This is a genomic window from Microvirga sp. 2MCAF38 (assembly GCF_052115485.1).
GTDB lineage: Bacteria > Pseudomonadota > Alphaproteobacteria > Rhizobiales > Beijerinckiaceae > Microvirga.
Window position 1 is genome coordinate 89,193 of record NZ_JBFRGU010000006.1, and the last position, 14,071, is coordinate 103,263.

Sequence of the window (14,071 nt, forward strand, 5' to 3'; positions counted from 1 at the left end):
ACGGACGTGGCAGTCGTTGCAGCGGGGCAACGGAAGGAGACTCACCCCTCTAATTCGAGGTCGAAAATCGTCCTGTCGCGAGAAAACGCTCCATCACATTTTCATAAGGGCGAATATCGATTCCGCGCTCAGCAAGCCATGAATCATTGAGATGAGTACTGCGGTAACGCTCGCCTGAATCGCAGAGAAGCGTGACGACCGAACCTTCCTCGCCCTTCGCCACCATGTCGGATACGATCTGCGCGACGGCCCACAAATTTGTCCCGGTCGAACCACCGCAGGACCGCCCGATGCTCCGGGAGAGAACGCGCGCCGCTGCAATGCTTGCGGCGTCCATGACCGAATAGGATTTGTCGATGAGGTCGGGAATGAAGGAGGGCTCGCAGCGCGGTCGTCCGATTCCCTCGACCAATGAAGGCTTGCATTCCACCGTCGTTATCGCTCGATCCGCCAGATGGCGATGGAAGACCGAAGCCTCCGGGTCCGCAAGGCAAAGCCGCGTCGGAAGACGCCGATAACGGATGAAACGGCCGAGCGTGGCAGACGTGCCGCCTGTTCCCGCTCCAACGACAATCCAGGACGGAACGGGGTGCTTCTCACGCGCCATCTGGCTGAAGATGGATTCCGCGATGTTGTTGTTGCCCCGCCAATCGGTCGCCCGCTCGGCATAGGTGAACTGATCCATGTAATGCCCGCCGAGATCGGCGGCGAGGCGAGCGCTTTCGGAATACATCTCCACAGCGCTGTCCACGAAGTGGCTTTCGCCCCCATAGAAAGCGATCTGTTCGATTTTCTCGGGAGATGTCGAGCGTGGCATCACAGCGATGAAGCGAAGCCCCAGCATTCGCGCAAAATAGGCCTCGGATACGGCCGTCGATCCACTGGAAGCTTCGATGATGGTCGTCCGCGGGCCGATCCAGCCGTTGCAAAGCCCGTAGAGGAACAATGAGCGTGCAAGACGGTGCTTCAGACTCCCTGACGGATGGGTGGATTCGTCCTTTAAGTAGAGAGTGATGCCGGGAGCGCCGGGAACCGGGACTTGCAAGAGATGCGTATCGGCCGATCGATTGAAGTCGGCCTCGATCGTTTGCACCGCATGTTCGACCCACGCCCGATCTTGCAAGAACTCACTCATAGCTCTGCTTTCTCCCCTGTAATCACTGGCAATACACGAGCAGGGAGACCTGGTGAAGAGTAAGACTGTAGGCCACAGCGAACGGAGGACAATCTGGGCCTCTCCTCGGTCAGCCCATCAGTTCGCAATCCCGCCTGACAAATCCACCAGATCCCTGGGCAAAGCATTCATCACGTCAATTCCGTTTTCCGTGACGAGCAGTTGGTCCTCGATCATCAACGCACCGACCCCCTTGGCATAGAATGGCGTCTCGAGTGCGAGGACCATACCGGGCTCAATGAGTTCAGAATTTCTGGCCGAAATGAAGGGCCACTCCTCGCTGCCGACACTTGCACCAACGCCATGTCCGAAATGGCCCCGATTGTATTCAGTAAAGCCCGCCGCCCGCATTTCCTTCAGGATCGCGCCATAGACTGCACCGAATGTCACACCGGGACGCACCATCGAAATTCCAGCCTCGAACGCAACACTGAGTGCAGCGAATATGTCTTTCGCGACGGTGGAAGGCATCCCGAAGGAGAAGGTGCGCGCGCCATCTGACGAATATCCGCCAATCAGGCATCCCACATCGGCCTTGATGATGGCGCCGTTCTCGACAACACCGGATGCACTCCAAGGGTCGGAGCCGATTGCGATGAAATCCCACGATCCGGTGAGGTTACGGATCTCAGACGCGTCCGCCGCTTCCTTCACGCCATCGCGCCAGGCTTGAGAGAGAGCCGCGACCGAAGAGCCGATCCTCACCTCGCTCGCCATGCGGCGCAATCCGGCCTCGGCCAGCATCGACGCTTGGCGCAGTCGGGTTATTTCCGCAGGCGACTTAATGGCGCGTAAGCGACGAATGACATCTGATCCATCGACCCAACGGATCTCAGGCAGTTGGGCTTTCAGCGTCTCAAAATCCGCAACAGGCAAGAACCCGAGGCGCCGCGGCGCGAAAGGCTATCGCGCGATGTGTCTGCTTCGTCACAGACATCCGGGGTAAGGGCGAAGGGCATCAAGGGCGCTTGGCAACTCTATCAAGTTTCACTGGCTCATTCGAGGTGATTGAAGCATAGTCGGCGCCTGTTGTTTTCGTCGGTGCTACTGTGGTCACGAACGTTCTTTTTGTGCATCAAAACTTCCCCGGCCAGTACAAGTTGCTCGCCGAGGAACTCAGCCTGCGCGATGACTTCAGGGTTGTCGCTCTGGGGCAAAACAAGCCTTTTGGTTTCGAGCTCGGCAGGGTCCATTACATCGGGTACAGCTCCCAGCCGGATCTCAGCGCCGATCTGTTTCCACCCGTCACCTTCTTTTCCGAACAGGTCAGGCGTGGGGATGCCGCGCGCTGGCAATTCAAGGAACTGAAGAAGAGCGGCTTCACGCCGGACATTTGCTTCGTGCACCCGGGATGGGGCGAGGCCATGTTCTTGCGCGACGTCTTTCCCAATACGAAATTGATTTCCTATCTCGAATATGGCTACCGCAATAGCGGAAGCGAACTTGAGTTCGACGGGGAATTCCGGTCATCTCCGACCGACCTGCAATATGTCTCTCTCCGCAATCTTCCGACACTGCAAGCGGCGGCCCTGTCAGACGCTCTTATCTCGCCGACGAAATGGCAGGCGAGTACCTTTCCTTCCGCACTTTCGAGTCAGATCCGGATCATCCATGAAGGTATCGACATGACAATTGCAAAGCCGGCGAATCCCATTCCGTTCAGGATACCGTCCTCAGACACTGTCTTGTCGTCCGAGCGCCCTCTTGTCACCTATGTCGCAAGATCGCTCGAGCCATACCGCGGCTTTCACACCTTCATGCGCTCGGTTCCCCGGATTCTCGAAATGCTGCCGGATGCCCACATCGCAATCGTCGGGCAGGAACCGCCGAGCTATGGGAGAAGTCCGCAACAAGGGGGGACGTGGAAACAAGTCATGCTCGAAGAGGTCGGCAGCAAAATCGATTTCGACCGGGTCCACTTCCTCGGTACGTTAACCTATCCGGATCTGCTCAATCTCTTCCGACTCTCGACGGTTCATGTCTATCTGACTTATCCATTCGTTCTGTCGTGGTCGTTGATCGATGCGATGGCGTGTGGTTGCGCGATTGTCGCGTCAGCGACAGAACCCGTCGAGGAAGTGATTAGCGATGGCAAGAACGGGTTGCTGACCGACTTCTTCGATCATCGGATGCTCGCTGAAAAAATCACCTCAATCGTCGAGGACGAGGAATTGCGCCGAGCACTGTCTTCGAGCGCGCGGAAAACCGCTGTGAAGCGCTTCGACTTCAAGACAGTCGCCCTGCCCGCCTACGAAAAACTGATAAGCGAATTAATACAGTAAGAAAAAGGGGGCGCTAAAGCGCCCCGGTAGCAGCAGAGTGTTTTGCGAAGATCGGTTCCGGCCCTTTGCGAAGGGTAGGTATTAACGCTTCGCGGCGCGACTTTTATCTGCCTTCGGCGCGGTATGGGCAGCGGCTTTCACGCGGCCACCCCTCACAGCCTCCAAGCAATCGGCATAAGCATCGAGCAGCCAATCGCGGTCGAAAACGACGCCTGTCTGGTTGGCGTGCGCCTGCTCGACTTGAACGACGTTGCGCAGCAATGCGAATGCGACGAGTTCCGGGCTATCGCCTTCGAGATTGACAGTCCGGCTGCCTTCGCTTGTTTGTCCTGAGCGTCCGTTCGTCATGAATGTCTCCTATTCTTCCTTGAGAGCGAAATCGTAAATCTTGAGAATGGGATCGAGGAAATAAGCAAGAATAGTCCGCTTCCCCGTCTCGATTGTGACTTGAGCAGGCATGCCGGGCGTTAGCACGATGTGGCCGGCATCCAGATCTTTTTGGGCAACCCTGACCACGCCCTTGTAGAAGGTCTTGTTGCTGCTCTTGTCCTCGAAAAGATCGGCAGAAACCTTCTCGAGGGTTCCAGAAATCGCCTTCTGATAGCGCTGGCGATATGGGAGAAAGTGAATGCTGGTGGTCTGACCGGGATGAACGCGTTTGATATCCGTCGGCTCGATGTCGACCGACACGACCAGCTCGTCATCCGCGGGGACGATTTCCAGCGCCGTCTGGCCAGGCACAAGCGCGGCTCCTGGGCCGAATACCGACAAACCATAGACATAGCCGGCCTCTGGCGCGCTGATCACACTCTGCTCAAGACGCTTCATCGCCCAGATCAAGCGTGGCTCGATCTCTGAAAGGCGCGCATCGTTTTCCGCACCTTCTTTTGCAATGCCCTCGAGCCGCTCTTTCGTCAGTTGTGCGATCTGAATTTCTGCCGCGCGAATCTTGTCGTCTTCCGCAGAGACGAGCCCTGTCAACGCTTCGACGTCACCATGCAGTGCCGCAGCCGTGCGCTCCAGCGTCAGTGTTCGCGGGCGCGCGATCAAACCTTTCTCCTGCAGCGGGCGAAGGGATACAAGTTCATCCTCGACGCTTTCGAGCTGCGTATGCGCGGCCTTCACACGCCCCTGGAGACCCGTGATTTGGCGGTGGCTACCCTCGATCTGTTGCTTGAGAAGGCTGATCTGTCCGAGATAAGCCGCACGGCGGGCATTGAGCAACGCCCGCTCTTGCTGGATCATTATCTGAATCTGTGGCTCGTTCAGGCGATCGAGGAGCTGATGCGGCACTGCAACGTCGCTCGCCTCCGCGCGCTCGGCCTCGAGGCGCGTCGTCCTGAACAGAGCGGCGGCACGACTGGAACTCAGAACCTCTGCCTCTGCTTTCGCATCGGCCAGATCGAGTTGCAGCAACTTCTGCCCCTTTTGAACGAGTTGACCTTCGCGAACGAAAACCGTTCCGATCTGCCCGCCTTCGCGATGCTGAATGACTTTCCGGTTGCCTTCGGCGACAACGCGGCCAGACGTGATCGCCGCGCTCGCCACCGACATCGTGGACGACCATCCGGTGATGGCAAGCAGCATTCCAAGGGCTGTCAAGCCGCCGACGACGACAGGGCCAAACGCCGAATCTGAAAGAGGCTTCACGCCGTCGACGGTCATGGACATGGATTTATGCATTGCCGTTGCTCGCGGTTTTGACGACGGTCGGCCGGCCGAGTTGCTGAAAGACCTCCGAGGTCGTTCCAAAACTGACAAGCTCGCCCTCACGCAGGACAGCCGCGTGATCGAGGTGGTGAACGAGATTGGGCCTATGCGTGATGAGTATGACGGTGCAGCCGTCCTCTTTCAGCGCCTGGACGCACGCGATAAGCGCCTCTTCGCCCGGACCATCGAGATTTGAGTTCGGTTCATCGAGGACCACGAAGGACGGACGGCCCACGATGGCTCGCGCCAGTGCGATCAACTGGCGCTGACCGCCGGAGAAAGCCATGTTCTCGTCGAGCATGGTCTCATACCCCTTCGGCAGTCGCAGAATGAGATCGTGAACGCGCGCCTTTCTGGCTGCATCGACAATCTCGTTTCCGGAGAACCGGCCGAACCGACCGATATTGTCAGCCACAGTGCCCGGCAGGAGACTGACGTTCTGCGGAAGATAGCCGATGAAATCGCCCAGTTGTTCATTGTTCCACTGCTGGAGCTCCGCACCATCGATCCGTATGAAGCCATTTGTCGGAGGCAGGCTTCCCGTCAGAACCCGCGCGAGGGTCGTTTTGCCGGAGCCGTTCAAACCCACCAGACCAAGCGTATGACCGGGCTCCAGATTGAATCCGATCCGCTTAAGCACGGCTCTGTCGCCACCGGGAGGAACATAAGTCAGATCCCGGACAGTGATCATCCCGCGCGGCTTTGGGAGTTGCAGATTGATCTGCTGCTCCGGAGAGCGGCTGAGCACGGCATCGATACGGCGCATCGCTTCTCTGATCGGTGGATAATCATCCCAGGCCGCGACGAGCTGATCGATCGGCTTCATCGCGAATTGAAAAATGAGAATCGAGGCAAAGACAGCGCCGACAGGGAGTTGCCCGTTGATGACCTGGACGGCGCCCGTGGCCAGAATGGCGCCCTGCATCAGAATGCGCGCGGAACCAAGAAACGCTGAAAAGATTACGCCTCGGCCGCTCGCGATGAGCTGCTCTTGAATCGCCTTGTCCCGTTCACGGCGCCAGCGTCCGATAACGGCGTCGAGCATTCCGAGACCGACAACCGCCTCCGACGCGCGTGCGACAGCTTCACTAAAGTGTTGCGACGAATTCCCAACCACATTGGCCTTGAGCAGCGCGCGCTTGGTCATGAGGGTGTTGGCAATGGTCGCAACCGATGAGATCGTCATACAGATGGCGGCAACGACGCCAATGACCGGATCGACCACAAGGATCACGCCGAGGAAGAGGAATCCCCAAGGCACATCCAACGCAGCCATTGCACCCTTGCCTGTGGCAAACTGTCGATAACTGTCGAGATCACGCAAAAGCTGCGCGTTCGCGGCGGATAGCCCGGCAGCCGAACGGCGCACGATGACCCGGAACAGGCGATCTGCGAGACGCCGCTCGATTCTTGCCGACGCCCTAACCAGAAGAATGCCTCTCACCCATTGGAAGACGGCTTTTGCACTGAGTGCAATAACGAGACCGATCAGCAACGCGATGAGGGTTTCCCAACTCCGGCCGGGAATGACGCGGTCATAGATCTGGTAGAGGAAGATTGGGTACGCCAAGAGAAGAACGTTGACGAGCGAATCGAAAAGGAGCGCGAAGACGAAATGCTGTCTGCAGGCCCGCAGAGCTTCCGTAACGTCGCTATCTCGATAAGTTTGATGATCTTGTTTGCTCATCGTCAATCTTGCAATTTGGAGGGCTTAAAATTTTCTTGGATCAGCCACCGGCACGCCGGCGCATTCGAACAAGCTTAGGCATAGAAACAAGCGATGTTTCATAAAGCGTCTGAAGGCTGATCGAATCCAAACGATCATGAAACGAGCTTGAGCTCTTATTAAATTCCGTCCTCGCGAAGCCGAGCTCAGGAGCGCTGGCCGCAAGGGTCGAATCACTCGCGCACAAGCCGAGCGCCAGAATATAGGCCTCAAGGCCGAAGACTTTCTCGCTTGATGGGACCGAGATGTCGACATTCGTTCCAACAAAGGCCGCAGCGACCGCAGGCCTTTCGTCGCTCTTGTCATCGATAGGCCGGAGCTGATCGAGAACGCCGGAGAATGTCTTTGTTTTTGCTCCGGCGATCGGGTCCGTATCCGAGCTTATCAGAATGCCCGGCTGCCCCTCTTCAACTTTGTCAAGGAGCGAGGCGAGCCAGTTGGCTTGTCGAGGGACACGCCCCGAGCGAAGCAAGATACGCGGTAGGCGCGGACCGAAGCTGAATCGTGCCGCCTGCGCTTCCGAGGTTCGCGAACTGAAGCAGGCGAGACGCACGGCGAGTCCATACAGAGATGCCCATGATCGCAATTGCGCCGTGAGCGTCTCGATCAAGGCTCTTTCAAAAACACACACATTGATGTCGCAAGGAATCCCAGACACCGTCAGCGACAATCCGATAATCGTGCGATGCAGAGCCTCGAAGTCGCCATTGGCGAAGATAAGGATTTCGGCCGATGGCCTGCGGCTCAACCCGAACTCTGCCTTGTGTATGAGATGTGCCTTCTCGGGAGAATTGGAGGCGCTCACGATCGGATGATAGACGCGCCGGAAAAGCTCGCCATCGACACAGGCAACCGGAGCGAAGTCGCGCACGAGCTCAACACCCAGGTGATCTGTCTCAGCAGCCTGACCAATCCACACCGCAAAGCGTTCTCCAGCGTGCGCCCACGCCAGGCGATAGCATCCAGTGAGGGCAAGGCCAGTCGCCTCGATGATGATCTGCGTTTGAACGCGATCGCTATCGATGGTGTCTTTCTCGCGAAACGTCACAGTGGTCTCGGCGAGATCCGCCTCACCAAAAGACTGAACCTCAAACTCCGCATCCCGATAATCGGGTCCGGTTAACTCGACAAAGAAGACAACGCCGTCCGAAGACGACCGAACAGCTCCACGCACAGCGTATGTCGCATCCGCGTGCGATGAACTCCATTGTTTCGGACAAAGCGCCGCTGCCCAAGTTGCCATCGCGCGCGACCCGCCGATGCCTATCGCATGAAGCGCCTCGACGAGGCCTTGCGCGTCTTCGGAAGAGCGCACAATCGATTGGGCACCGACATCGTCGCTGACTGTTATTCGCACGAGCTGGCCAGCGACATCGAGATACAGGATTTTCGGGTCGACAACCGGAAACCAAAAAAGGCCGCTATCCGAGCGACCAGACAACGGGCTCGGAACAACTCTCAGCAATCCTTGTTGCGAGACGAGATATCCATCGCGAAGATTCTCCCCGACGATGGAACCGATGTCGAGAATGATTCCGTCCGGAAAAGATGCCACCACGAAACCTGGAGCCTGCCAAGCGCTGACGAAGGCGAGAAATCGCTCCAGAACATACGGCGGATCATCGTTATGCTCGAATCGATCGGCAATCAGTTTCAGGACACGGCCTGTATTCGCCTGTGTCCAATCGGCCAGTTTCACCGCGACTGCCGAAGTGACGCCTTCTCCGCTCAAACCATTGTCGATGTCGCAAAAAGCACCATCGCGGAGCTCACGGCCTTTGACGAGCAAGACCTCGGTAGAACTGCCCGGCTGGATCAGCTTCTTGCGTTGAAGAATAGCAAGAGACTGACCATCGACGGAGATTCCGGCAATCGCCGGCATGTTCGGCATCGTCCACCACACATAGGCAGTATCGACCGAATGTGGAATCACAAAAAGAGAGGCTGCCCCCCTGCCGGCAGGCAGTGAGGACAGCCTCGTTGGTCCATTACTGGACATCGCCTCAGAAGTGGAAGAACGAAGCTTTCACCTCGTTCGGATCAAAGCCGACAAGCTTGAACTGAGTTCCGTCATCCTTGACCGTGACAATCGTATTGCCATGGCCATCGCTCGTGAGCTCAAGACCTGAGAACTTGGAATTATGAGCCGCCGTTGCCGACAGGTCGATCAGGTCTTCCTTCGGCTTGAAGTCGGCGATCGTGTCCATATCGCCTGGATTGCCCTTCTCCATGACGAACTTGTCACGGCCAGCGCCACCCTTGAGGAAGTCGGAGCCGATGCCACCCGTCAGGGTGTCGTTGCCCGCACCGCCGAGGAGACGATCATCGCCAGCGCCACCGAAGAGCTTGTCGTTTCCGACCATGCCGTCGAGCGTATCATTGCCGGCATCGCCATACAGCTTGTCGTTTCCGAGGCCGCCGGAGAGCTTGTCGTTGCCGTCATCACCATAGAGCTGATCGTTGCCGGCGTCACCGAAGATCGTGTCGTTGCCGGCACCGCCATAAGCGATGTCATTGCCGTCGCCGCCGTAGATCTTGTCGTCGCCAGCGTCACCGAAGAGCTTGTCGTTGCCGGCTTCGCCGAAGATCGTGTCATTGCCGTCGCCACCTGAGACGACGTCGTTGCCAAGACCGGCCTTGATCGCGTTCTTGCCGGCATTGCCAACGATATTATCGGCAAGAGCGCTTCCCTTGACGCTGGCGTTGGATGAACCGGTCAGCACAACGCCGCGGAAGCCCGTATTGGAAATATCGATGCTCTTCTCGGCTTGAACGATGTCATAGCCCTTGGCAGCTCCCGTAATTTTGGCGAGCTTGTCGTTGGCGCCGAGGATCACATAGTCGGACTTGGACGTGCCCTTCACCGTCTGCGCGCTCGCCTTGAGGCTTGCATCGTTCAGGACAAGCTGCGCATTACGAGCGCTGCCCGGAATATTCTTCAAAATTTGGCTGAAAGCGTCCGAGGACACCCCATCCTTTTGGAAAAACGCACCAACAACAGTAGCCATTCATACCCCCCGGAGGTCTCAATGCCTCTCGCGACTCCAACAGTTCATCGCACGTGATACAGTGTAGCTGACCGCTATCATGCAACACAATCAAGTTTCAAGCCCCCGATCAAACATTTTTCGCTGGGCGAATCTTTTTTTGAGCATCTCGGGCCGCGTGCGGGAGAAAAATCGTAACGGAAGCCCTGGGGATGATTGGCGCCGTTGAAGGCAAACTTCTTGCGCGCTCTGCCTTCGCAGAGCAGAAAATTGTTCAATCATTTTAGAGTTAAGCTTATTCTACAGAAGTCGGTTAAAGGCCGCTCTTGTCTAGCCAAGCGGCCCTCGCAATTCTGACCCGAGAAGATTTTGCTTGGCGTGGCGCAGCCTATCTATTCAACTAGCTCGCGACCACGCGGCGGTTTAACTCGATTTTCTACTATAAATTGTAAAATGATGCGCCAGGTAGACCTCATTCGTCTTTAAACGAGCGTTCGCCAGTTTTTTAAGGTGAGCGGCGTCCTGCTTGGTCCTGGTCCCAACGACTTTACCCAGCACCTCAGACAGCGCTCCCGGGCTGCGTGCCAAAAAAAGATAGTCGACGCTTCTATCGATCTTCTCAGCCATGCCGCCCAGATCCGAACAGATGAGAGGCCGTCCTGCTATACGGGCCTCCTGAATAACGACAGGCGAGTTCTCCCACCAAATAGACGGGACGACGATCACGTCGCACGCCTGCATCAGATTGATCACGTCCTCGTTCCGGTAAGGTCCCATGCGGCGCACGACATCCGACTGTTCGTGGAAAAGCGTCTCGATGCGCTCGCCGAATGAGGTGTCGCGAAAATGCTTGTTGTCGCCGTGGATTCGCACCTCGATCGCAGGGCGAAGCTCCTCCGGTAACATGGCCGTGGCCTCCAACAGGATGTCGATCCCCTTGAAGGGGTTGATCTGACCGAAATAGCCAAACACGACCCGCCGCTTTTCGTCGCCTTCCTGGGTGGAGCGATCCAGAACGTTGCCGGCGCTGGCGACAACGTGTTCATCGAGCAGGTTCTCCACCACCAGGATACGGTCGGCGGAAACACCCCAGTCGACATAGCGCTTCTTCAAAAACTCGCTCGGGGAAATGAGTTGATCAACATGAGCAAGGAACGACTTTAGAATTGTACTGCGAACGAAAAATTTGCCCGCCGACATCGATGGGAAGCATGTTGCGCATTCGGCCGGGGAGGCCGCATAACAAAGCTCTCCGCCCGTCTTCACCATCTGGCCAAAATTGGCGCAAATCGCAGCATACTCGTGAATTGTGAAAACGACACGTACGCCGGCGCTCTTGAACAACTCGAAGATTTCGACGCCCCAGAGGACAAAGTGGTGAATGTGGACGACATCCGGCTTGAGTGCGTCGATGAGCTCGGTCACGAGTTGCTTCAGGAGGTCATAGCCGAGGCTCTGGAAAGTAAACGCCTCGACATCTGGAGGGGAGACCAGAATCTCATCCTCTCGGCCGCGAAAGCTTCCGAAATAAGCGCTATGTCCGATTGCCCCGGCTTCGGCGCGAGCAACAAAAAAAGCACGCTCCACACCCGACGACTTCTTCATCCGCTGAAACAACGAATAAGCAGCGCGCTCGGCGCCACCAGCGCCCAGTTCGGGATGTCCATGCGAAAGAACGATGACTCGCATCAATGGGGTCCTAGTTGACGTTCTGCAGTGCATTGAGCCGATGGGTCTTTTGGCTCATGCGGAACCCACGATCTGCTTTCGGGGCCGAATGCGAAGAACTCTTTTCGGTGCTTGGGGAGACGATGCCTCAGACAGGCGCTTCGCCCATCGCTCATTGAATTCGACACAATTCATATAGGTCACCATGCTGCGCAAGTCCTGATGCCCCATATTCGGTATGGATTGTCTCTCCAGGTGGTAGAGACCCGGATGGACGTGGAGCTCGACCTCCGCGCCCAGTTGCTCTGCGCGCAGGCAAAGATCCGCGTCCTCGAAGTCGCCACGTTCGTAAATCGTATCGAACCCTCCGAGTTGCCCGAAGAGGTTTGACGACAATCCCATCAGCGCTGCCGTTACCGCTGGAACGCGCCGCACCCGTTCCCCCCGATAGAGAGAAAATGGCAGCCCCTTCATAGGATGATCCGCCAGATGCATACCTCCCACGAGCGGCGATCGCGGGAACTCCATTCCAACATGCTGAATGGTGTTGTCCTCGTAGAGCAAGGAAAAGCCCACCACCAATTCCGGTTCACCCTTCGCTGCTCTAGAACGTATGGCCTCGGCCGCCTCCGCCAATGGAGCACCGTCCATCACCATGACATCCGAGTTCATCAAAAAAATGATATCGCTCGATGCCGCGAGAAAGCCCAGATTGTTGGCGCGCCCATAACCGTAATTACGAAAATTCTGGAGTAGCGTCGTTGGAACGGAAATAGCGCTGCTTCTGCTATTCAATCCCGAATAGATCTGCGGCCAGATCCTCGGATCATCGACGACAAGAACCAGTTCGAAAGTGGGGTCCAGAACGCGCTGCAGATGATGGACGCAATTAAGGAAGAATGCATCGCCGTAAAACGGAATGATGATCGAGGCGAGGGGTTGTTGCGCAACCGCCGGCCCGAAGTGAAACTTCCTGGCTTGGGCATCGCCCTTCGGAAGAGAGAGAAGCGGCCGATAGAACCGGTCGATCGCTTCCTTGGAAAGCGATTGAATGTCACCGATGGTCTGCGTGGCTATATTCAGCGCTGTCTCTTCGTCCTTGATCGCATGGGTCGCAACGGGACCGTACAATGTCGTCTTGTTCTGAGCAGGAACATGCTCGACGAAGAACAACTCGCCAGCGGCGGCCTCCTCGGAGACAGGTGCGATGGCAACAAAACCATGCTCGTTCGAGACCGAAGTCAGGCTTCCGTCGCTTCGAAGATAGTCGTGAATGTCCGGGCGAGCCAGACGGCCGAGAAACGACGACAGGACGCACGACCTGAAATCGCCCAGCATCAGATGGATGTTCCGGTCGGCCAGATTTGCGATCCAGCCTTCAAGAACAACGCCTCTTCCCGCAACGGCGGCATTGCGGATATGAAACTCGCCAAATGCCTCAGCGGGTTTGATGCTGATTGTAGCGAGAAGAAACGCGGCGAGCTCCTCGCGGCCCGCGTGTCGGCAAGCAAGCCCCAGAGCATTGGCGAAATTTGAGTTCCCGAGTTGGCGCGGGTCGAACCTCGTTACGGAAAGCTCCCTGCCAAAGACCTCTGTCTTGTCACTGTACAGCTGGGCGTAAAAAGGTTGATCCAGGTTGAACTGGCTCCTCGCCGGCTCATCCGCAAAGACTGCAAGATATGTGGTTGCGCCACTTGGCGAGGCGCGCTCTTGAATGACTTCAATCCCAATTGACGGCCTTCGCGAGGGCCGCGGACCTTTCACGGCCCTGCCCGCAATCATGGAGACGGGTAACCAATTCGCCGCCTGCGTGGAAAGGCTGATGTTCCCCTGAACAACATCTATCCGATCAGGCAATCTGGCATCGGAGTGAGTTTCAATACGGATCTGCGCAATAAGAAGCTCGCAGAACTCAAATATTCCATCGATCTGGGCAATCATTTTAAAACACACTACAGCTTGGGAATTTAGAATAGAATCCCCGGATCTCGCGACAAAGAGCTCTCAAATATAGTTGATGTCCCATTCTTTTCCTATTTCACAATTTTCCGTCAAGTCATTTTTAGCCGCGTCATGTCAAGAACTTAAATTTTACGCCGAAGAGACAAGCGTCCGAACATCGATGATTTGTGTCGCGCTGGCAGGATTGCAGGTTCGCGGAGAGCGGCATGCGCCAAGCGAGGCAGTTCAGTTCTAATATTGAGCGAAATCAATGCTGCATCCCACTTGCAGCAATATTCTCGGTCTTACGATGACGCTGAGACCGTACGATTCCGATCTGAGCCTCTCGTTGTAAAAATGAAGGTGCGCCCATGGCCGAGCCTCGTTCTCCTACCGAGCCGCGCCCCGAGGTTCCGAGCCCCCTGCCCGAGCCAGTGAGTCCACCTGAGGGACCGCCGCCCGGCATTCCGGGAACAGGGGAACCTCTCGGTATTCCGCCGTCTTCCCCTCCTGAGGGTCCTTCCGGGGAGCCGGGCGGCATCCCGGGCCCTGGACCGCAGGAAGTGCCCACCTGAGCTGTCCG

Annotated in this window: 10 protein-coding genes; 1 reads left to right on the forward strand and 9 read right to left on the reverse strand. The window is 56.9% G+C overall.

What is annotated here, in order from left to right; all coding sequences use genetic code 11:
• Nucleotides 1-49: 49 nt before the first annotated feature.
• Together AB4072_RS13815 and AB4072_RS13820 are read right to left on the reverse strand one after the other, a co-directional pair.
• The gene (locus tag AB4072_RS13815; protein WP_441968741.1) at nt 50-1,135 is read right to left on the reverse strand and encodes a PLP-dependent cysteine synthase family protein; all 1,086 of its coding nucleotides are present in this window, start codon (nt 1,133-1,135) and stop codon (nt 50-52) included.
• A 117-nt stretch (nt 1,136-1,252) separates the two neighbouring features.
• Nucleotides 1,253-2,050 carry a M24 family metallopeptidase gene (locus AB4072_RS13820; RefSeq protein WP_441968743.1) on the reverse strand — a complete coding sequence of 266 codons (798 nt, stop codon included), beginning with the start codon at nt 2,048-2,050 and terminating at the stop codon, nt 1,253-1,255.
• 194 nt (nt 2,051-2,244) lie between these two features.
• On the opposite strand from AB4072_RS13820, the gene AB4072_RS13825 reads away from it, so the two are divergent.
• Nucleotides 2,245-3,456 carry a glycosyltransferase gene (locus AB4072_RS13825; RefSeq protein ID WP_441968745.1) on the forward strand — a complete coding sequence of 404 codons (1,212 nt, stop codon included), beginning with the start codon at nt 2,245-2,247 and terminating at the stop codon, nt 3,454-3,456.
• Between the two features lie 81 nt (nt 3,457-3,537).
• Here the strand turns inward: AB4072_RS13825 and AB4072_RS13830 are convergent, their stop codons facing one another.
• From AB4072_RS13830 to AB4072_RS13860, 7 genes are all read right to left on the reverse strand, one after another.
• Nucleotides 3,538-3,804 carry a hypothetical protein gene (locus tag AB4072_RS13830; protein ID WP_441968747.1) on the reverse strand — a complete coding sequence of 89 codons (267 nt, stop codon included), beginning with the start codon at nt 3,802-3,804 and terminating at the stop codon, nt 3,538-3,540.
• Between the two features lie 9 nt (nt 3,805-3,813).
• Nucleotides 3,814-5,127 carry an HlyD family type I secretion periplasmic adaptor subunit gene (locus AB4072_RS13835; RefSeq protein WP_441968749.1) on the reverse strand — a complete coding sequence of 438 codons (1,314 nt, stop codon included), beginning with the start codon at nt 5,125-5,127 and terminating at the stop codon, nt 3,814-3,816.
• Nucleotides 5,128-5,131: 4 nt separating this feature from the next.
• Complete coding sequence (locus AB4072_RS13840) at nt 5,132-6,853, reverse strand: type I secretion system permease/ATPase (protein ID WP_441968751.1); 1,722 nt, start codon at nt 6,851-6,853, stop codon at nt 5,132-5,134.
• 40 nt (nt 6,854-6,893) lie between these two features.
• Complete coding sequence (locus AB4072_RS13845; RefSeq protein ID WP_441968752.1) at nt 6,894-8,825, reverse strand: hypothetical protein; 1,932 nt, start codon at nt 8,823-8,825, stop codon at nt 6,894-6,896.
• Between the two features lie 70 nt (nt 8,826-8,895).
• On the reverse strand, nt 8,896-9,900 hold the full coding sequence (locus AB4072_RS13850) for a calcium-binding protein (RefSeq protein ID WP_441968754.1): 1,005 nt from the start codon (nt 9,898-9,900) through the stop codon (nt 8,896-8,898).
• A 402-nt stretch (nt 9,901-10,302) separates the two neighbouring features.
• Nucleotides 10,303-11,568, reverse strand: a complete 1,266-nt coding sequence (locus tag AB4072_RS13855; protein WP_441968756.1) for a glycosyltransferase — start codon at nt 11,566-11,568, stop codon at nt 10,303-10,305.
• Nucleotides 11,569-11,622: 54 nt separating this feature from the next.
• Nucleotides 11,623-13,488, reverse strand: a complete 1,866-nt coding sequence (locus AB4072_RS13860; protein WP_441968758.1) for a glycosyltransferase family 2 protein — start codon at nt 13,486-13,488, stop codon at nt 11,623-11,625.
• Nucleotides 13,489-14,071 lie beyond the last annotated feature (583 nt).